The 19,079-nt window shown below is 62.7% G+C and carries 14 protein-coding genes and 1 pseudogene; 6 read left to right on the forward strand and 9 right to left on the reverse strand.

Annotation, left to right across the window (positions count from 1 at the left end; all coding sequences use genetic code 11):
• Positions 1-6 precede the first annotated feature (6 nt).
• The 5 genes from ACSQ9I_RS32620 to ACSQ9I_RS32640 form a co-directional block, all read right to left on the reverse strand.
• Positions 7-3,513 carry an indolepyruvate ferredoxin oxidoreductase family protein gene (locus tag ACSQ9I_RS32620; protein WP_436316169.1) on the reverse strand — a complete coding sequence of 1,169 codons (3,507 nt, stop codon included), beginning with the start codon at positions 3,511-3,513 and terminating at the stop codon, positions 7-9.
• Between the two features lie 41 nt (positions 3,514-3,554).
• Positions 3,555-4,544, reverse strand: coding sequence for a Bug family tripartite tricarboxylate transporter substrate binding protein (locus ACSQ9I_RS32625; RefSeq protein WP_436316170.1), 990 nt, complete (start codon positions 4,542-4,544; stop codon positions 3,555-3,557).
• 226 nt (positions 4,545-4,770) lie between these two features.
• Positions 4,771-5,658: a LysR family transcriptional regulator gene (locus ACSQ9I_RS32630; RefSeq protein WP_436316171.1), complete on the reverse strand. Its 888-nt coding sequence runs from the start codon at positions 5,656-5,658 to the stop codon at positions 4,771-4,773.
• Between the two features lie 49 nt (positions 5,659-5,707).
• A complete protein-coding gene (locus tag ACSQ9I_RS32635) occupies positions 5,708-6,460 on the reverse strand; it encodes a Crp/Fnr family transcriptional regulator (protein WP_436316172.1) in 753 nt (250 codons plus the stop codon).
• Positions 6,450-8,417: an aconitase family protein gene (locus tag ACSQ9I_RS32640; protein WP_436316173.1), complete on the reverse strand. Its 1,968-nt coding sequence runs from the start codon at positions 8,415-8,417 to the stop codon at positions 6,450-6,452. The genes ACSQ9I_RS32635 and ACSQ9I_RS32640 overlap by 11 nt, the downstream gene beginning before the upstream one ends.
• A 115-nt stretch (positions 8,418-8,532) precedes the next feature.
• Here ACSQ9I_RS32640 and rraA point away from each other — a divergent pair, with 115 nt between their 5' ends.
• Positions 8,533-9,165, forward strand: a complete 633-nt coding sequence (gene rraA, locus ACSQ9I_RS32645) for a ribonuclease E activity regulator RraA (protein WP_436316174.1) — start codon at positions 8,533-8,535, stop codon at positions 9,163-9,165.
• A 569-nt stretch (positions 9,166-9,734) separates the two neighbouring features.
• Here rraA and ACSQ9I_RS32650 read toward each other — a convergent pair.
• Positions 9,735-10,124 (reverse strand): hypothetical protein, encoded by a 390-nt coding sequence (locus ACSQ9I_RS32650; protein WP_436316175.1) that lies wholly within the window; start codon positions 10,122-10,124, stop codon positions 9,735-9,737.
• 426 nt (positions 10,125-10,550) lie between these two features.
• Between ACSQ9I_RS32650 and ACSQ9I_RS32655 the strand changes: the two genes are divergently transcribed.
• The 3 genes from ACSQ9I_RS32655 (at position 10,551) to ACSQ9I_RS32665 (ending at position 13,722) form a co-directional block, all read left to right on the forward strand.
• A complete protein-coding gene (locus tag ACSQ9I_RS32655) occupies positions 10,551-10,871 on the forward strand; it encodes a hypothetical protein (protein WP_436316176.1) in 321 nt (106 codons plus the stop codon).
• An 887-nt stretch (positions 10,872-11,758) separates the two neighbouring features.
• Complete coding sequence (locus tag ACSQ9I_RS32660; protein WP_436316177.1) at positions 11,759-12,658, forward strand: alpha/beta hydrolase; 900 nt, start codon at positions 11,759-11,761, stop codon at positions 12,656-12,658.
• Between the two features lie 350 nt (positions 12,659-13,008).
• Positions 13,009-13,722: a UPF0149 family protein gene (locus ACSQ9I_RS32665; RefSeq protein ID WP_436316178.1), complete on the forward strand. Its 714-nt coding sequence runs from the start codon at positions 13,009-13,011 to the stop codon at positions 13,720-13,722.
• Between the two features lie 413 nt (positions 13,723-14,135).
• Here ACSQ9I_RS32665 and ACSQ9I_RS32670 read toward each other — a convergent pair whose 3' ends face one another.
• Positions 14,136-14,492 (reverse strand): YgjV family protein, encoded by a 357-nt coding sequence (locus ACSQ9I_RS32670; protein ID WP_436316180.1) that lies wholly within the window; start codon positions 14,490-14,492, stop codon positions 14,136-14,138.
• 421 nt (positions 14,493-14,913) lie between these two features.
• On the opposite strand from ACSQ9I_RS32670, the gene ACSQ9I_RS32675 reads away from it, so the two are divergent.
• Positions 14,914-15,660, forward strand: a complete 747-nt coding sequence (locus ACSQ9I_RS32675; RefSeq protein WP_436316181.1) for an SGNH/GDSL hydrolase family protein — start codon at positions 14,914-14,916, stop codon at positions 15,658-15,660.
• A gap of 644 nt (positions 15,661-16,304) precedes the next feature.
• Positions 16,305-17,381: a DUF4892 domain-containing protein gene (locus ACSQ9I_RS32680; RefSeq protein WP_436316182.1), complete on the forward strand. Its 1,077-nt coding sequence runs from the start codon at positions 16,305-16,307 to the stop codon at positions 17,379-17,381.
• Positions 17,382-17,419: 38 nt separating this feature from the next.
• On the opposite strand, the pseudogene ACSQ9I_RS32685 reads toward ACSQ9I_RS32680, so the two are convergent.
• Both ACSQ9I_RS32685 and ACSQ9I_RS32690 read right to left on the reverse strand, forming a co-directional pair.
• Positions 17,420-17,649: pseudogene (locus ACSQ9I_RS32685) on the reverse strand (IS30 family transposase); the annotation flags it as partial.
• Between the two features lie 637 nt (positions 17,650-18,286).
• The gene (locus tag ACSQ9I_RS32690) at positions 18,287-18,622 is read right to left on the reverse strand and encodes a hypothetical protein (protein ID WP_436316183.1); all 336 of its coding nucleotides are present in this window, start codon (positions 18,620-18,622) and stop codon (positions 18,287-18,289) included.
• Positions 18,623-19,079: the final 457 nt, after the last annotated feature.

A 19,079-nucleotide genomic window follows, 5' to 3' on the forward strand; every position in this document is an offset into this window, starting at 1 on the left:
ATTCCCTCAGACAACCTGGACTTCACGGTCCTGGACTTGTGCATCCTTGGCTGCGACCGGCTTATGCAGCTGTTCAAGAAGGTAAGCCTCGCGCTTGCGCGCAGCGTTCACGTTCGCCTCTTTCACATGCCCATAGCCGCGCATGGTTTGCGGCAGCCTCGCGAGTTCCAGAAGAGTTGCAGTCTGCTCGGGCCGCGCCTCGGCGAGCACCTGCCGCATCTGCTCGAGGTAACGCTCGATCTCGGCACGCTCGCTGCGGCGCTCCGCCGTGTAGCCGAATATGTCGAAAACGGTGCCCCGCAGAACCTTGCCCTTGGCGAGCCATCGGAAAGCCTTGGCCAACCAGGGCCCGTAGGCCTTCTTCAGCAAACGCCCATTGCCGTCTCGCTTGGCCAAGAGCGGCGGTGCCAGGTGGAAGTGCAGCTTGTAGTCGCCCTCGAACTCGCGGTCGAGGCGCTCGAAGAACCCGCTCTCCGTATAGAGGCGGGCCACCTCGTACTCGTCCTTGTACGCCATCAACTTGTAGAGGCTGATGGCGACCTCGCGAGCCACGCGCTCGCTCCCCAACCTCGAGTTCTCGAGGGCGGCCAGTTCACGAACAAGATCCTCGAAATGCTGTGCGTACTTTTCACTCTGGAAGCCGGCAAGCCGCTTCTTTCGATCGGCAACGACCGTGTCCAGTGCAGGTACGCGCTGCGGCAGCAGCATCACTTGCGGCGTGTCGACGCCGGCCGCTGCACGCACCTTGTCCGGCTCCAGGGCGGCCTGACGTCCCCAGGCGAACGCCGCGGTGTTCATCTCTACGGCGGTATCGTTGAGTTCGATGGCCCGCAGCAGCGCTGCCTCCGACAGGGGGACCCGCCCTAACTGCCAGGCAAACCCGAGCATGAAGACGTTCGTCGCCACTGCGTCGCCCAGTAGCCTGGTGGCAAGCCGCGAAGCGTCGACCGTCGTGGTCTGCTTGACCCCCGACTTCAACTGCTCCAACAGGTCGTCGGGACGCGCCTGCCAATCCGGGCTCTTCGTGAAGCCGCCGGTGGGCGCGACTTGGGTGTTCACGACCGCGGCAGTCCGCTCGATGCCGGATGCGGCCATCGCCTCCTTTCCTGCCGCGACCATGAGATCGCAGGCCAGCAGCAGGTCCGCCTGCTTCTGTCCGATTCGTGCGCCATGCAATGCTTCGGGCCGCGCAGCCAGGCGCACATGCGACATCACCGCGCCGCCCTTCTGCGCCAGACCCGCCATGTCCAAGATGATGACGCCCTTGCCTTCGAGGTGCGCGGCCATGCCCATGAGCGCACCGATGGTGACCACGCCGGTGCCGCCGACGCCGGTGATCAGCACGTTGTACGGCTCCTCCAGCGCCGGAATGATGGGCTGGGGCAGGTTGGCAGGAAGCGCATTCTTGGTTCTGGCAGCCTTGCGAAGAGCACCGCCTTCGACGGTCACGAAGCTGGGACAGAAGCCTTTGACGCAGGAGTAGTCCTTGTTGCACGAGCTCTGGTCGATCGCTCGCTTGCGGCCGAGCGGCGTTTCCAGCGGCACGATGGAGACGCAGTTCGACTGCGCCCCGCAGTCGCCGCAGCCTTCGCACACTTCCTCGTTGATCACGACGCGCTTCGGCAGATCAACCATCTCCTTCTTCTTGCGCCGGCGGCGTTTCTCGGCGGCGCACGTTTGCGCGTAGACGATGACGGAAACTCCGGACGTTTCCCGCAGCTGCCGCTGCACCTCGTCGAGCTGGTCACGATGGTTGATGACCGATCCGGCGGGCAGCCCGCCCAGCGCCTGCCACGACGCGGGGTCGTCGGACACCAGGTGCAGGTTCTTGACACCCTCGGCAGCAACCTGCTGCAAGATTTGAACGGCGCTCAGGCTCCCCTCGATCGGCTGTCCGCCGGTCATCGCGACTGCGTCATTGGCCAAAATCTTGTAGGTGATGTTGACGCCTGCGGCGATGGCGGCGCGCAGCGCCAGCGAACCAGAGTGGCTGTAGGTGCCATCGCCAAGGTTCTGGAAGATGTGGCCCTCGGAGGTGAACGGTGCATGGCCGATCCAGGCAGCGCCTTCACCGCCCATCTGCGTGATGTTGCCCGTGTTGCGATCCATCCAGGTCGCCATCCCGTGACAGCCGATCCCCGCGCCTGCTCGCGAGCCCTCGGGGACCTTGGTCGAAGTGTTGTGCGGACAGCCAGAGCAGAAGAACGGCAGTCGCTGTGGCAGCGTCGGATCGAGGGCCGCGGCGCAGCCGGCGTCCGCCAGAACTGCTGTCGCCGACTGCGGCAGTGCGCCAGCGCCGAGCACCTGAAGCAGGCGCTGCGCAATGACCTTAGCGATCAGCGCCGGCGTGAGTTCGCCGTTCGGAGGCAGCAAGAACCCGTTCGGCGACCGGACCCATTCCCCCCCACCATCCGCCTTGCCGACAACGCGGGGGCGGGAATCAGAGGGCGCGTTGTACAGCTGTTCCTTGATCTGCGGCTCGAGCACACCTCGCTTCTCTTCCACGACGAGGATCTCGTGCAACCCCTGGGCGAACTCCGTCACGCAGTCAGGTTCGAGCGGCCAGGTTACGCCGATCTTCAGCACGCGCAGTCCGAGGGATTTGGCGCCGGCTTCGTCAATGCCGAGCAGCGACAGGGCTTCACGCGTATCCAGGTAGCTCTTGCCCGTGGTCACGATGCCCAGTTTTGCGTTCGGGACCTTCCACTCCTGCCGGTTCAATCCGTTCAGCCGGACGTACTCGAGCACGGCTTGAAGCTTGTCGCGCAGCAGCCGCGCCTCTTGCTCCATCGGCGGATCCGGCCAACGGATCGATAGCGAACCCGCCGGCAACTGCTGGTTGTCGGGAATCCTTATCTCGATCGCCATCGGGTCGATCTCGAAGGACGAGGTGGTCTCGATGGTTTCGCTGATGGCCTTGAAGCCGATCCAGCAGCCCGAGTAGCGCGACATCGCCCAGCCGTGAAGCCCGAACTCAAGGAATTCGCGTACGCCGGAAGGGTTGAGCACGGGGATCGCGGCGGCGATGAAGGCCTGTTCACTTTGGTGCGGCAGCGTCGATGACTTGCACGTGTGGTCGTCGCCGGCGATGGCCAACACGCCGCCGAACTTCGATGTGCCCGCGATATTCCCGTGCTTGAAGACGTCGCCGCTGCGATCCACGCCCGGGCCCTTGCCATACCACATGGCGAACACGCCATCGACTGTGGCCTTCGGGTCCATGCCGGCCATCTGGGATCCCCATACGGAGGTGGCGGCAAGCTCCTCGTTGAGGCCAGGATTGAAAGTGACCTTGTTCTGCTCGAGATGCTTCCTGGCCTTCCAGAGCTCCTGATCGACGGAACCCAGCGGTGAGCCGCGGTATCCAGACACGAAGCCGCCGGTATTCAGGCCCGCTGCTTCGTCGCGCGCCTTCTGCGCTACAAGCAGACGCACGAGCGCTTGCGTGCCAGTCATGAACACGCGGCCCTTCGGCAACTCGTATTTGTCGTTGAGGGAAACCACCGTGCTCATGCCTTCTTCTCCGTTGGATCAGGGATCAGGATTGCGGGAGATCAGTCAGCCGTGGCGCCAGACCGCTTCACTAGCTTGCCGTGCTTCTCCAGCTCGGACACCAGCAAAAGCTGCGTCTGCTCGGGTGTGGTCGTCATCGGCGTGAAGCCTTGCGCCACGAAGCTGTCATGAATCTCTTTCGTCGCCAACGCGTCCCTGAGTTTCTGGTACGTGCTCGCGATCACGGCGGGTGGCAAGCCTGCAGGGCCGATAATCGCGACCCAGCTGTCGAACTCGAAGTTCGGAATGCCGCTTTCAGCCACTGTTGGGACGTCGGGCAGTGCCGGGCTGCGCGATGAAGTACTCACCGCAAGAGCGCGGAGCTTCCCGGCCTTGATCTGAGGGGCCGCGACCGCCAGCGGCAACATGCCGAAATGGACCTGCCCGCCGATGATGTCGGTGATCATGTTGCCTGTGCCCTTGTACGGGATGTGCTGGGCCTGGACTCCTGCCTCGCCGAGGAAATACTCCGCAGCCAAGTGCAGGACTGTCCCGTTGCCGGCCGAACCATAGGAGAACTTCTTGGGGCTGGCCTTCAGCTCGGCAATGAACTCGCGCGTGGTCCTGGCCTTGACCGTGTCCGGGTTCACCGCCAGCACAAGAGCGGATGACGCGATCACGGAAATCGGCGTGATGTCCTTGATGGCGTCGAACGGTACGTGCTTGTAGATGAAGGGATTGATGACGTGATTGGAGGACACCATGCCCAGGACCGAACCGTCCTTCGGGGCCCGCACGATCTGCTGCGTCCCGATCAACCCGCCACTGCCGGGCAGGTTCTCGATGACGATCGGCCGCCCGAAGGCAGTAGCCAGGCCGTTGCTCATGGAACGAGCCACGGCGTCCACGCCGGAACCTGCCTGATTGGGAACGATCAGGCGCAGGGGCCTGCTATCGGCCGTTTGCGCCTGCGCCGGCGAGAACGCGCCGGCGATGCTCAACAGTGAAAGGGCGACGGCGGCTCTGCGGCCGAGAAGCAATGAAAGGCGCATGGATGTCTCCGTGGGATTGGCGGAAAGTGCCGCTGCCTCAGCGGCCGCGCCGCCTGGCAGTTCTTGTAGAGCGATGCTCGCTCGAGGGGACTGTAGGTGGGATGCCGTCGATGGGCGAAGTGCTCTTGCGTCAGAAGGGATATGTCCGTACGCGATACCCTTGCACGAAGCCGCTGGGCGACCCGGCCCCAGATGGTTCGGGCCGAGCAGAAAGCGCGCGCGAGGATCAGCTGTGTAGAGCAGCGATCATGGCGTCGACGGCCCGCAGCCGGCTTGATTTCTTGAGCGCAAACACGCGCAGTTCCCGGTCCTTCCAAGGCTCGTCGAGCGGTCGTCGCACGAAGCGTTTCGTGCCGGCGAGCGCTCGCAACGCACTGCCGGTCATGATTGCGACGCCCAGGCCGACCTCCACCATGCGGCAGGCGGCCTCGTAACTGCTGACCGCAACAACCGGTGTGTACGGCATCCGGAGCTTTTCAGCCTGCTCTTGTATAAAGCTGTCGCCCGCTCCACCGGACTGGATGCGTACGATCGGGTGACGCAGCAATTCCTCGAAACGAATCGCGCGCTGCTTGGTCAATGGATGATTCGGCGGCAGGATCACGATCAGCGGGTCGTCAGCGAAATGCCAGGACTCAAGCGCAGGCGGTGCCGCCACGCCTGCGAGGCAGATCGCCACATCCGCACGGTCGTCCAGGCAGGCTCGGATGCACTCGCTTGACGAGCGCTCCTGCAGCACGATTTCCACGCCCGGGTGCTCGACCCGAAACGCATGCAGCCGCTCAGGGAGAAATCCAACTATCGAGGAGAGGTTGGCAAACAGGCGTACCGTGCCGGCGACCTCCCCGCTCAACGCCTGCACCTCTCGCGCGAACGATTGAATATCGGCGTCGAGTTTTTCGCCGAGGGCATACGCTCGTTGCCCCGCTTCCGTGAGGGTGACACCGAGGGGGGAGCGGCTCAGGAGCTGCACTCCCAGCGCGTGCTCCAGGTCGGCAATGCGCCGGCTGAGCGCAGATTGCGCAATGTGCTCGGCATCCGCTGCGCGCTTGATCGAGCCTTCGCGCGCGGCGGCGAGGAACAATTGAAGGCTGACGGGATCGACGCGACGCATGTTCCTGGGTCAGGGCTGGGGGGACTGGATTGTCGCCCAGGGTCGGTAGTTATAAAGCCCGTTCGTAGATCTGCCGCAGCGCCTGGTCGTTGCACACGACGACGCCGCCGGGTTCGATGCGGATCGTTCGGTCCCGCTCTATCAGCTTCAGCTCCTGGTTCAGCCTCTGCCGCGAGCAACCTACCAAGTCGGCAAGTTCGTTCTGCCGTAGACGCAAGGCGATCCGTACCCCCGGACCGCTTGCACCCGCCGGTTCTCCGTAGGTGCGTGCGAGTTGCGAAAGCTGTCGTGCGATTCGAGCCCGCAATGACTTGGTCTTCAGATCCTCCGCGAGACGATATAGCTGCCGCGCGCGTTGCGATTGAAGACGCAACAGCGCAAGACAGAACTCGGGATGATCGACCAGAAGCTGCTGCACGTCCTCCCGCCCGACACGCAGCAGAGTGGTTTTCCCGTGCGCCAGGACGTCGTAGGGGCGACCCTTCAGATCGAACATCTCGACTTCCCCGAACCACACGCCCGGTTCGACATAGCGCAGCGTGATCTGCCTATCCTCGGGTGTATGGGATCCGATGCGTACGGCGCCGGCCAACACCGCCAGCCAGGCATCGGCGGGATCACCACGCCGGCAAATCACATCGGCGTCAGGATGGCGTCGCACCCGGGCACGTCGCAGGATGTCGTGACGAAGGCTCGCCGAGAGCGCAGAGAACCAAGGATCGGTGGTGATCGCTTCGCGCTCTTGATTGCGGAGGCTCAGCTTGGCCCCCGGGCGCCGAGGGCATGCCTGCTCAGCCGGCATGCAAGGATCCTTCGTCAGCACGGGCCTGCACCTCCGAAAAAGCCGCGATCTCGCCCGCAATCGCGCTCGCCGCTACCGTGGCGGGACTCGCGAGCCAGACTTTTCCCGGACCGCATCGCCCAGGAAAGTTGCGATTGATGGCGCTGATCGTGATCTCGTCCGCTCGCCCCGACGTTCCGGGCCCCCCGTTGACGCAGGCGCCGCAGGACGGCTGCAGCATCTCGGCGCCCGCGCGTTCGAAGACATGGAGATAGCCCTTCTTCACGCAGTAATCGCGAACATCGATCGTTCCGAACTGGAGATAGAGCTTCACGCCCGGATGCGCGCGCAAGCCCCGCGCCACAGCCCACGAAAGCACCTGGTGATACGCGTCGAAGTCCTCGCGCTTGCCGCCCGTGCACGAGCCGCCGTAGGCGATGTCGACCTTGGGGCGCTCCGGCAACTCGGTGACAGGCACGCCGTTGCCAGGATCGCCGGGGCGAGCCACCATCGGCGCGAGCGTAGAACAGTCGACCTGGATGAGTTCCGCATATGAAGCCCCCGCGTCGCTGTACATCCAATCCTGCAGCTGAAAGTCGATGCCCCGGCGTTCGCGCAAGAAGCGCACGGTTTCCTGGTCGGGAGCAACGATGCCGGTGAAGCCGCCGAGCTCTGCGGTCATGTTCGTCAGGGTCGCCCGCTCGTCGGTGGAAAGCTGGGCGATCACCGGACCGGTGAATTCAAACACCTTGCCGACACCAGAACCGGCTCGAATGCGAGGGTCGGCCAGCAAGTGCAGGACGACGTCCTTGGCACTCACCCCCGTTGCCAGTCGTCCCGCGAGTTCGATTCGCAGAGACGCAGGAACGGTGATCCGAACCAATCCGGTGACGAGCGCGTTTGCCATCTCGGTGCTGCCGACGCCGAAGGCAATGCAGCCGAGCGCGCCGCTGTGGGTGGTGTGCGAGTCGGTGCCGACAATCATCTGGCCGGGCAATGCATAGCGCTCGGACATCATCGGGTGCGAGATGCCTTCGCTACCAATACCATCCGCCAGCAGGCCATGGGCAATCAAGCCGTACTCCTCGACGAATTTGCGATGCTCGCGAACAACGTTCTGAACGGCAGGTATCAATCCGGCGCGCGTGTGGGCAATGCTGCGATGAACATAGGAGGTGTGGTCCTCGAACAGCCGCACACTCTGCGCATCGTGCAACTGCAGTGGCCGGCCGAACTCCGCGTGAAGCATGTGCGCGCACATGGGTGTGTAGTACTCGATAAGAAAGCGCCAGTCGGGCCGAACGAAGGCTCCGCTGCCCGGCTTCAGACCGGAGCCGCTGTCGCCGGTCACGGCCAAGTGCCTCGCGATGATCTTCTCGACCAGCGTTAGGGCGCCGTTGCTGGCGGCATCCATGGGCGGCAGGCTGATCTGCTTCATCCGCTCGCGCCCATAGCGCAGCAACCCTCCATGGCGCAGGATTGCTGCCGCCTGAGCGTCACGCGAAGCCACCAGTTCCTCGATGTCGATCGGCTCGCCATGCTGGATTCGCTCGATGAGGCTGAAGTCGGTGGAGGTGAACAGGCCGAGGTTGTCCGCATTCTGGCGGTAGATCCGCTCGAAGCTTTCCGCGATCACTAAACGAATGCCGGCGGTTCGCTCTGATCTCGGACTGTGCTCGCGCGAAGAGCCCTTGCCGTAACGCTTGCCGGCGACGGTGACCGCGAAACCGCCGTTCCTGACCGCATCGATCCCGATCGGACAACGCCCCCCCGATACGAACCCCGTGTAGGGATAGCGGCCGAGTCGCTCGTCCCAGACTGTGCCTACCGTCGCCGGGGTGATCTCGTCCGTTGAAATGCTGTCCCGGAGCGCGCCAGCCTCGACCAACGCCAGGTTTGCACCCTGGAGCTGCCGCTCGACGACCTCAGGGTCATCGCTCAAGAAAAGGATGCGCGAATTGAGTTGGATGGTCGTCATGGGCTGAACCTTGTGGCGGCACTTTAAGGGGCACAGGACCTGCGCATGTAGTGCTGATGCGCCACAGGGGCTATCGCAGCTTGGCATAGCATTTGGATGCCAGCCGCAGTGTCCAGTGCGGCAAGCACTGGTGCTCAGACGGCATTGGGGCTATCGCGGAATGCGCTATCCGCTAGCAATTGCGCGCACCTACCATGTGCGCATGCGCTTCAAAACAACCGATCTATGCGACGCCTGCGATGGCGCGCAGGTATGCGAGGTTCCCTTTGTGGGATTCGGCCTGAGACGCGCTTTCGCGGGCGACATCCGCACGGCGCGCTACACGGATGGGATCAGCGCGCTTCGCGTCCTGATCAATCAAGCCGGAAATGGACAGGTGCTCGTCATTGACGCCGGCGGTTTAGAGTGGCGTGCGCTGTTTGGAGATGTCATGGCCGGTCTCGTGGCGCGCAACGGATGGGCCGGCGTGATCGTCAACGGCATGATCCGCGATCGGGCCGAGATCGACGAGATGGACATCGGAGTAAAAGCGCTCGGAACGATTCCGCGCCGGGCCGACATCGGTGGCAGGGGCGAGATCGACCTCCCGGTCCACTTCGGTGGGATCACATTCACTCCTGGCGCCCGGCTGGTCGCCGATGACGACGGCGTGATCGTGCTTCCGCAGGGTCTGACGGAATCGAACATCGTCGTTGTCGATGCAATTGCCGCGACCGCAGAGTACGCAGCTGGACCAAACTCGAGGTGAGAATGCTCGTCCTGATTCACTGAGTTGGCGAAGCAGTGGCTGCTCAACGCGGCTCGCGCCCGCAAATCGTCCCTTGCATTCCAGCTGCTGGCACGAACGGCCACTCGTGTTCGAAGCCTGCTCGTCGCACTTTTGGTCCAAGTCGTCGGTGCAGACCAAGGGGGTAGAAGTCGAGTGGTCGGTCTTTGAGCGGTACCTTGCCGTCTACGAAGAGGACGCGACTGCCGAGCCACCCCATCCGGCATCTATCGCCAACCGACCAAAAGGCTACGAGTCAATAGTTGGCGTGCCTGCGAATATTCAGTTCGGAATCGCTTCCCAACGGCCGAGGATTGTCCTGCCGGCGAACTCTGAGCACCAGCTAGCCATTCGATGCCACCCTTGGCATCTCATCGGAGCGGTACCACCACATCCTCGACGACATTGGCGCGGTGGAACGTCGCGCGTAGTAGGCACCGAGCGACCGCTTCTGGGCAAATTGGGAACCACCGCCGAACGACGGGTTCTGGCCGCGTCCGGCCCATCATGTGCGCCGGCGGCAGGCAATCACTTTCGGAGACATCTCACAGCTACCAATCCGCCTTCTCAATCTGGAGTTCCCGTCGCTCTCCGTTGACGAGCAGCGACAACTTTCCGTCCAGAAAGCCAAGCAACTCCACGCCAGCTAGACCAGCATTCCCAAGGAAGCGGCGATGCTGCCCGTCGCATAGACGCTGCACCACCACTCGGGAAGTCATCCCCTCCGAACCTTTGCGGTTGGGCATGTCTTCAATGTGCCATTCGACGAAGGCTACGAACTTGGAGTCGTCAGACCAAACGACATCGGAGGAGAAACACCGAAATTCGGCTCCGCCATTGACGGAGAGGTAGTCCCATTGAGGGCCGCTCATGGCGAGTTCGCCGCCCCGACGGCGCTTCAACTGGTGCCTACCGTCTGGGCTGGTGCTTTGCTGTTCCATAGCTGGGTCGTGTACCTCTCGAACGAATTCTGCCGTAGCAACGAAGGTCCGCAATTAGCCGACTGTAGCCCGACGCGCCGGCGCGGTGCATGGGCGCGCTCACCGTGCTACCGCTTCTGGCCGTATCGTTTCGCCTAGTCCGCGGCCAGCTCACGGGCTTGCGTTTTCTGCGACGCGTTGAGGATCGTGAGGAGTTGATCGCGATTCTTGACAGACTGAGGATTCCCCGCGGAAGCCGGCATATCGATCCACGCAAAGGCTTGCAAGTCACGCGGCCCTCGATTGCGGCAAAGCCGCCCTCTACCTGAGCTCGGCGCGCCATTCCCTCACGCGCTCCTCCGCGGGCGCAGCCGCGCACCTGGAGCATTCGTGACTTCCACCACGTAGTGGGGCGTCGATGTGGTGGATACCCGCAGCAGAACTGTCATGTTGGCCCGCTACATTGGCCGGAGCACAAAGCGCAAGCTACCGAGCAAAAACATGTCCTCTCAAGAGTGGGTTGAAACTCTGTACATCGCCCCCGGCCGGCCTCCGTCGCGGGTTTACGCGATGCCCTACCCCATGGCTCCCAACCAGACACCGGCTGACCTCACGTCGACGCACCAGCAGCAGGATTGGCGCGAGGTCGCGAAGCTGAACAGTGACCTCGAGCTCGTCTACATCGAGCCCGGCTACGCGGATTTCGCGTCAGACATCGTCGGCCGGCAGGGTGGCACGCATTTCGAGGTGACTCGGCACGCTGCGTGAGCCGCCGCTCCTTCGGCGTTCGCGCGTCTCGGGCGTCTCGCAGGACAGCTACCGCCGGCGACAATCTGCGCCAAGGGCACGCTCTTTGGCCGAACCACCCACGCCATGGACAGAACAAGCCAACTCATCCAAATCTTCGACGAATCAGGTCTGAAGGCCCACCTTGTGAGCAATGGGCCTGGTCTACGAAGCAAAGCAGGACTTCTCCAAGCTCAAGTTCTTGCCGAACGACTTCGGCGTTCGGTCGATAGAACTCTGGGACCTCCAGAGCGGCGGCACCTTCTTTCGGGTTCATCACCGAGAAACTGCGCCAGCCTGGCTCCCGGAAGCGATGAGGGGGTGGAGGGGGCTGAGGACCTCGGCGCGGATGGGCTCCAACTTCGATGGGGACCCAGTGGCGCACGCCACGGCACTGGCACAGCTCCTGGCGACTTGGCGATAAGCAGACCGCATGTCGTCCGCTCGACAGTGGCCATTTGGCTTGTTGTCGGCATAGGATGTCCGCGCCGAAGTAGAACTGAGCCACCGTGCCGACTGAATCGTGAGCCAGGGGTGGAAGCCGACGCTGTGATGGTCGGCTGTGGATAAGTGTATGTCTTGCCACGCGCGGCGGCCGTCAGTCGGCGGCGTCTGTTGGATCGGCCTTGGCGCCTGCCCTGCGGTTCCGCTCCCTGGCCCTGATGCGCTTCTTGGCTGTCGCGCTGCTGTGCAGGAAGCGATGGCTCTCGTTGCCCGTCTCCACGATGTGGCGCGCATAGGAGCGATTCCGTAGGATTCCTCGTCGCTGCCACTGCGAGGAGCCTGTCGATGAGCCGCTGAGGCTTGTCCATAATCAGGTGCGTGTTCAAGCGGCCTTGGGGCCTGTTGTGCTGAAAGAGGTGTTTCCGATGAATGAGCTTGAACGACTGGAAGCCATGTTTCGTGCGCAGCCGGCGTCCCTCACCATTGAGCAACGTCGGGCAGCGTCCGACGCTCTGGGAGATGTCTTCCCGCTGGCAGCGGATGTCCGTGTGGAACAGGTGGAGGCGCACGGCGTTCCCGCTGAATGGACGTCCACGCCTGTCGCGAGCACGAGCGAAGTCATCCTCTATCTGCACAGCGGGGGATATGTTTGGGGCTCGCTGAAGAGCCACCGGCACCTCGTGAGCGAGTTGGGCCGCGCGGCGACGATGAGAACGCTCGCCCTCGACTACAGGCGTGCCCCTGAGTTCCCGTTTCCGCATGCCCTGGAAGATGCGGTCAGTGGATACAGATTCCTCCTGGGTTCCGGCTTCAAACCTCGTCAGATCGCGGTCGCCGGCGATAGCGCGGGAGCGGGCCTGGCCGTGGCCTTGCTTGTCCGGCTGAAAGAACTGGGCATGCAGCAGCCGGCCTGCGCATTGCTTCTCTCGCCCTGGGCCGATATGACAGCGACCGCGGACAGCTACAGCCGCAACGCGAAGCGAGATCCGGTCCTCAACCGCGAGATCATGCAGTTTTTGGCCGAGCAGTACCTTGGAATGCGACCACGAGAGACACCTCTCGCGTCGCCGGTTTTCGCCGATCTCAGCGCCATCGCGCCTCTCACGATCTTCGTGGGGGCCACGGAGGCCTTGCTGGATGACGCGGTCGCACTTGCCCGCGCGGCGGGACTCGCCGATGTGAGCGTGCGGCTGGAGATTTGGCCGAAGATGTTCCACGTCTGGCCCACCTACCATCAGGTGTTGGCGCAAGGCAGGCAAGGTGTCGCCAGAGCTGGAAGGCTGCTGCGTGAAGCCGTGGAAGCGCCTTCGAGCGACCAAGGCTGATGCATCGGTACGGCGAGAAGATCGCTTCTCAGACTGCGGCCTGCTGTATTGGGTCATTGCTGTTTGGCGTATGCGTGGGAGGCAGCGGTTCAATGCACCGTTGGCTCACCGTGTCTGTCGCCGCGCGCCCGGTCGCTTCGACCTTTGGGCCAGCGCACGCAACGCGAGTCCGACCGTCATCGACGAGCCCGACAAGTGACCGTCGCGACCGGCAGGTCATGGCCCTCTTTTGACCACGCCCTTGTGCCTAGATGACCGTTGGGGTAAGGGACCGACGGGTGGTTAGGATGTCGGTCAGCGGCGCGCCGAGGGCGAGAATCTCGGTCGTACCGGCATCCCACATTCAATCGATGACCACCCCATTTGCCCCGTTGTCCGAGGACGAGTTCCACGAACTTGACCAGTTCCTGCTCTATGACGTCGACACGGAAGAGGTCATGACGCTGGACATGGTGGATGGGTTCTTGCACGCCCTTGCGGTCGGTCCGACAACCATGCATCCGAAGCAGTGGCTCCCCAAGATCTGGGGCACCAAGGAGATGATGCCTCCGATGAATTCAATCGAGCAGTTGAATCATATTTTGGGGTTGGTCATGCGTCACTTCAACAGCATCATTGCCGGGCTGGAGGATGACCCACGAGTGATCAGTCCTAGCTGGTCAACGATGACCTACGACGGCGACGAGCAGGAATATGACGACGCTGAGGCGTGGGCCTACGGCTTTGTTGAGGGAATGAGGCTTTGCTGGAATGACTGGCAGCCGTTGTTGTCGACACCGCAAGGGCATGCCTGGTTCAGGCCGATCGCCCTGCTCGGCGAAGGCGACTTCTCCGTGGATCAGGACGAGCTCACTAAGACGCCTGCCATGAGGGCGGAGCTGGCACTTCAAATCCCGCAAGCTGTCCTGGACATGCATGCTCACTGGCTACCGCTGAGACTCGCTGTCTATCAGCGCGAGGTGGCCAAGTCGATGCAACCCAAGGTGGGGCGCAACGAGCCTTGCCCCTGCGGCAGCGGCAAGAAGTTCAAGAGGTGCTGCGGAGCAGCGGGTGACCTGCATTGAGGCAGATCGTGGACCCTCAGGCCAATCGAACGCGCTGCCCGTCGACGGACAAGACGAGGTAGCCGTCATCGATTCCAACGCAAAGAGCGGTGCAACCTCCGGCAGGCGCGAGTTTCTGCGCGTCGGCAGGATGAGGGCCGCCCTGGCCAGCAACTGCGTTCCAACGGCACAAGACCCAGTGGCCGACAAAGCCGTTGGGGTCAACCGACAGTTCGTTTTTCATCAGATTGGGAAGGCGATGGGAATGTCCGGTGTTGGCCGGTAGCCGAAGGCGGCTGGGCAGCGCGGGGCCCCTAGGTCCCTGTGCCGGCAACCGTCACTCGGGCTCGCCACGCGCCACACAACCCTGCGGAACCGGTCGCGAAGATCCCGACCATCTGCCACCAGGAGTTGTACGCCCAGGCGTTGTACATTCACAGCGCGGCTACAAGGACCATAGCCAAGCGAAGGGCGGTACCGCGCAAGTAGAACATCGCCCAGGTACCCACCAAGGAGCCAGCAGCTGTGTACACAGAGGTCCAGCCTTCCCACGTCAGAGCACTGGCTACGAGACTGATGGCCACGATGAAGAGGAAAGCCAGCAGCCGTGTCCTCGAGCTGCGCGACTGAACAACTTCTGCCGAGGCCTGCCGACCGATCGCCACGGGCGCGTCTCTAGGCAATCTTCTGTTTGTCCGACCACGCGGACTGAGCAGGCAGCGGGTGACGACCGGCCGACTATCGCGGCATCGAGTTCGCCGGGGCGTGCTTCGACCAGCAGGGGTTGGCACTGTTCGTCGGCATCCTTAGGCCGGGCATCACGTTCGCAATCAAGGGGCCCTGGAAGCGCGGCAATCTCTGAGGCGTAAGCGCGCAGGGCCTGCTGGTTCGGGTGCTTCACCCCGTATCCGAATCAGCGCTTCGCGTCATGACTCAAGGCAGGAGCCGTAACCGCCGCCTCGGAGTGCGCGATCTGGATGCGCGTTGCTCCCTTGCGACCCGGATCAGACTAAATAGCGCAGAAGCCGGCGCAAAGGGATTTCCGAGGCCGCTGTGGACGCGCGTCGAATGCCTTCGCTCCGGCACTGTGGCAGGGTTAACCTTTTTGACGGTGCCGTTGACTTGGTAACTCGCCATTCCGCATCAGATAATGTCGTTGTCCTGACGGCAACACCAATGGTGTGCTTACACCGAGCTTGAGGAGATGAATACATGATTCCTGTTCTTGTCTCCGTGTTGCTGACTGTATTCCTTGCCGGTTGTGGAGGAGGGGGCGAAGGGGGCGGAGGGAATGCCGCACCCTCCACCGTCGGCCAGTTCGTGGCGACGCCTGGTGCCGGTTCCTCAAAGGGGCAAGATGCTGCGACCCCAAGCAAGTCTGCCGATGCATCTCTCTGCTCGGTCGAGATTTATGGCGACTCGATCATGCTAACCAACGGGACCGCGGTAACCCCCGCCATGACGCTGCAGCTCGTCAGGCCCAACCTTCTGGTGGTCGCCGATCATTCGGTCGGGGGCATGAGCCTTGGCGAACTGGCGGCTAACTTTGCCGGCCTGACCCGCAGCGCGCACTACGTGATCATCGAAAACGGTGTAATCGATGCGTGGCAAGGGAGAAACATTAACACGGTGATCGGCGAGTACTACGCCATCATCCAGAAGGTTCGGGATGAGGGACGCGTTCCGGTGCTGACCGGCTTTTCCCGCCAGTCCAGGGGAGAACTTAATTACTTCCAACTCCAGCTCCGGGACTTTTACGACACAGTCGTTCAAGCGATCGCCACGAACACGAACACAACCTTTGCGGACTGGGGATCGGTGCCTTTCTATGGCTCCTGGGATCTGGTCGACACCGTGCATCCAAACAAGAACTACAGCGACCGTCTGATCGGGCGACTCGCGTTGACACTCGACGCGATCACGACGAGCTGCACGAAAACTCTATTTCCTCCGGCCTGATCGGGGGTATGCGTCCTGCGCGCGCAGGCTGCGAGCGATGCGGCAACAGGTCCTGGATGCGGTTTGCAGGCCGAGTAGGCAGCCGCTCAAGTACGGAGCCGCCGGCGCGATCGTCCGGCCGACAAGTCCCGGACCTCGTCTCCCGTATCCGCCCCCACTGCCATGAACTCTCCACCCCCGGGGGATGCCATAGTTGGTTTAGGGAGTTCATCTCGAAGGTCGGGTTGTGGCCGGCTGCCGAAGTTCAACATTTTGCTGGCAACGACCGCTTCCGCTGCGAAGCAGCATGTACCGTGGCTATCATCTTGGTGTCAACTGCCGTTCTTCAGCGGCAGTTCCCGCTCGCCTCCGCCGATTTGACATAACGGCGAGAGATGCGCTGGAGCGGGATATCGCCCTCGCCCGCTGCAAGGGTCAAATGCTGCGCCGACGGCAGCTTGCCGAGGTCGCGCAACTACCGAAGGTGCTATCTACATCGATAGACGCGGGCGGCCACCCGCCCGACTAAACTGATCGCAAGTCCTTGCTTTCGATCCAGAGGACACATCGGATCGTTACCTGCTGCCATCTTTGCAGGCGCCGGCGCTTGCCTGCCGACAATCCCTCGGTGGTGCTAAGCCGTGGCTGCTTGCGGGAGTCGACCCATGCTCAGGCTGTTCCTCTCGCTCTTCATCCTGTTCGGCGTTTGCGCCATCGGCTCGGCCCAGCCCAGGGCGACATCGCCTGCGACCGACCGGAGCGGCGCCAGGGACACCGCCCTGCTGAAGCGCTACCAGGGCTCTTTCATCGTGGGGTACGAGCGCAAGAGCTTTGCCGAGTTCACGCTTCCGTTGTCGAAGCTGGAACTCGTCGAGGGAAGGCGGGGTGCGACAAACAACCGCCTGCACGAGCCCACGAACAAAAAGGTTTTGGAAGGCGCGTACACGCGGCTCGTGTACCTGATTCCGCCCAACCGCTCGCCCCTAGAGGTCTTGCGCAACTACCGGGACGAGATTCAAGGCAAGGGCGGGCAGATCCTTTTTGAATGCACGGGCGCTGAATGCGGGGGCGATCCAGGGCGTGGCATTTCCGGCGGCGGTGGGAACATGAGCCTGAGCATGTATCTGTACCCCAAGGCTCGGCTGACCGATGCCCATGGGTCGGCCGGCTACTGCGCAGTCTCCGAGAAGATCGTCGATCAGCGTTATGTGGCAGCAGAGATACCCGATCGCGCTGCGCATGTCTCCGTCCTCGCCTACACGCTGGTCTCACCCGATCGCAGTGACTCGTGTCATGGCCTCAATGAGCGCACCGTTGCGGTGGTCGACATCGTCGAGACCAAAGAGCGAGAGCAGAGAATGGTCACGGTCCAGGCTGCTGAAATGGGCGCCGCGATCGAGGGCATGGGGCGAATCGCTCTGTACGGCATCTATTTCGATTTCAACAAGGCCGACGTCAAGCCCGAGTCTGGCCCCACCCTGGAGCAGATTGCCAAGCTGATGAGCGACAACCCGGCGTTGAAGCTGCTTGTTGTGGGCCATACCGACAACGTGGGCGGATTCGCGTTCAACAGGGACTTGTCGCAGCGTCGCGCGGCGGCGGTGGTCGCGGCGCTGGTGAAGCATGGCGTACGCAATGACCGCCTGACACCCCATGGCGTAGCTTTTGCGAGCCCGGTGGCTTCCAACAAGTCCGAGGAGGGTCGCGCAAAGAACCGGCGGGTTGAACTGGTGGAGATCTGAGTACGATGTAGAACGTATGGCGATCGTGCGAATCGAAAGCCAGCCTCCATCGCACGTGAAACTTCCTCCCGCTCTGCCAATGTCAGCGCCAAGCGGGAACGGTGACGCTCCGGCGGCTTCGCCTGACTCGGCCCGAATCTGTTGGATCGACGAATGCGATCGACCGAACAGCTGCGCAATCTGGTGAAGTTGTCTCACCTTGCTTCCAGCGCTCCCACATCAGAGCCTTCTGACTGTCCGTGTAGTAGGTCCGCGTTCGATACTTCATCTGCAACACTCCTTCTGCCTACAAAAGGGGCGGCACCTCGAACGCCTCGCACGCAACCCGTCGCTTGCGCGTTCGTTCCGCGGCTTCATCATCTGGGTCGAACTTTTGCACCGGTCAGAGCAGGTTCAAAGAATGACGAATGCATTTGGGATGGGATTCACCTGTGCATCAACGGCATCGCAGCAGGACTGAGAAGCACAGGGCGAGCGAGTGACATTCTTCCGAATCAGCAGCGCGGTCTCGGGGATCTCTTCTCCCCATCGCCTGAAATCCTTGTCATTCGAGATGGAAGCTTCTCAAAGGCTCATCACACGGGCGGAGTCAGCGAGCCACGGCAGCTGACCGCGGTCGATGTGTTCACCGGGCTGCGCCAACGCGGTTCGGTCTACGCCTGCCACGGCGCGCGCCACTCTCCCGCGCTGATCGCCTGAGGCAGACCGCCCGCAGCCATCTCGCTGGGCCCGATCCCCGATGCGCTCGGCGATCCCGCCCATGCCGGTTTTCCGCCGCATCGCAGCCGGTGCGGGCATGCAGGCCATCGCTGCGTAGCTGCTCGACGCCGGGACATCGATGCGCACTCGCAATTCACGACGCGCGGGGGACGCTGGCGGCCACTTGTTCCGCGGCCGTGCCTTTCTCATCGCAGTCGAGCGTAGCGCAGCGAACCTGCGACATCCGGGAGGCCCGCGCGCTCGCAGGTATGTTCGAGTTCCTCGATCAACAAGTCGATCTGGCTCAGAAACGCAGCTTTGTCCAGCGGCAGGCCTTGTGTGCACAAGGCCCACGACAGTTCGGCCAAGTGCCGCTCGTCCGCACAACGAGCCCACGGACGAATTTCACAATAGCAAAGCGTCGCAAGGTGTGGCAGATCGAGCTTGCGCCGCGCCTGCAACACCTCCGCGGCGAGATCCTCGAGAGCGAGAAGAAGGCTGTCAGACCAGGGGGGCGCAGTAGTCATGTTGCAATGCAGCATTTTGGGCGCCTGCGGCCCAAGGTCAAGCGTAAAATTAGGGTTCCGCCTCCAGCCCGCTGAGGTCGATTGCGCCGTACTTCGAAACGAGGAGGGAATCCTGCGGACCGCGGCAGTGTGCGGGGCTGCTCGGCCTAATGGCAGATGGCGGGCAGGTCGAGCTTCCGCTTAGGGGCGCAAAGCAATCGTTCTGATCGGCCTGGAGCGATGTCCGCAACCGTTTAGGTTTGTTCGACACCTGCCCGCGCGACACACCGATGACGTGATGCCCCTGAATGGAGGGCAGGTGTCGAACAAACCTCGAGGGAGGAAACCGCGGCGCACGTGGCGGTGCCGGTTGACGCTATGGCGATTGCATGCGTGCGGTGGCGCGGGGATGGTGCGCTCGATCGGCACGCAGACTCTCGGCGACGAGGCGAATGCAGGCAATGGTGCGCAAGGTCGCGTCAGACAAGATTGT

It is taken from the genome of Variovorax sp. LjRoot84 (assembly GCF_964254305.1).
Lineage (GTDB): Bacteria > Pseudomonadota > Gammaproteobacteria > Burkholderiales > Burkholderiaceae_C > Variovorax.

Bases quoted from the DNA above. Each gene is read 5' to 3' on its own strand.
- ACSQ9I_RS32620 (WP_436316169.1), bottom strand. From the start codon at position 3,513: ATGAGCACGGTGGTTTCCCTCAACGACAAATACGAGTTGCCGAAGGGC.
- ACSQ9I_RS32625 (WP_436316170.1), bottom strand. From the start codon at position 4,544: ATGCGCCTTTCATTGCTTCTCGGCCGCAGAGCCGCCGTCGCCCTTTCA.
- ACSQ9I_RS32630 (WP_436316171.1), bottom strand. From the start codon at position 5,658: ATGCGTCGCGTCGATCCCGTCAGCCTTCAATTGTTCCTCGCCGCCGCG.
- ACSQ9I_RS32635 (WP_436316172.1), bottom strand. From the start codon at position 6,460: ATGCCGGCTGAGCAGGCATGCCCTCGGCGCCCGGGGGCCAAGCTGAGC.
- ACSQ9I_RS32640 (WP_436316173.1), bottom strand. From the start codon at position 8,417: ATGACGACCATCCAACTCAATTCGCGCATCCTTTTCTTGAGCGATGAC.
- ACSQ9I_RS32650 (WP_436316175.1), bottom strand. From the start codon at position 10,124: ATGGAACAGCAAAGCACCAGCCCAGACGGTAGGCACCAGTTGAAGCGC.
- ACSQ9I_RS32655 (WP_436316176.1), top strand. From the start codon at position 10,551: ATGTTGGCCCGCTACATTGGCCGGAGCACAAAGCGCAAGCTACCGAGC.
- ACSQ9I_RS32660 (WP_436316177.1), top strand. From the start codon at position 11,759: ATGAATGAGCTTGAACGACTGGAAGCCATGTTTCGTGCGCAGCCGGCG.
- ACSQ9I_RS32665 (WP_436316178.1), top strand. From the start codon at position 13,009: ATGACCACCCCATTTGCCCCGTTGTCCGAGGACGAGTTCCACGAACTT.
- ACSQ9I_RS32675 (WP_436316181.1), top strand. From the start codon at position 14,914: ATGATTCCTGTTCTTGTCTCCGTGTTGCTGACTGTATTCCTTGCCGGT.
- ACSQ9I_RS32680 (WP_436316182.1), top strand. From the start codon at position 16,305: ATGCTCAGGCTGTTCCTCTCGCTCTTCATCCTGTTCGGCGTTTGCGCC.
- ACSQ9I_RS32690 (WP_436316183.1), bottom strand. From the start codon at position 18,622: ATGCTGCATTGCAACATGACTACTGCGCCCCCCTGGTCTGACAGCCTT.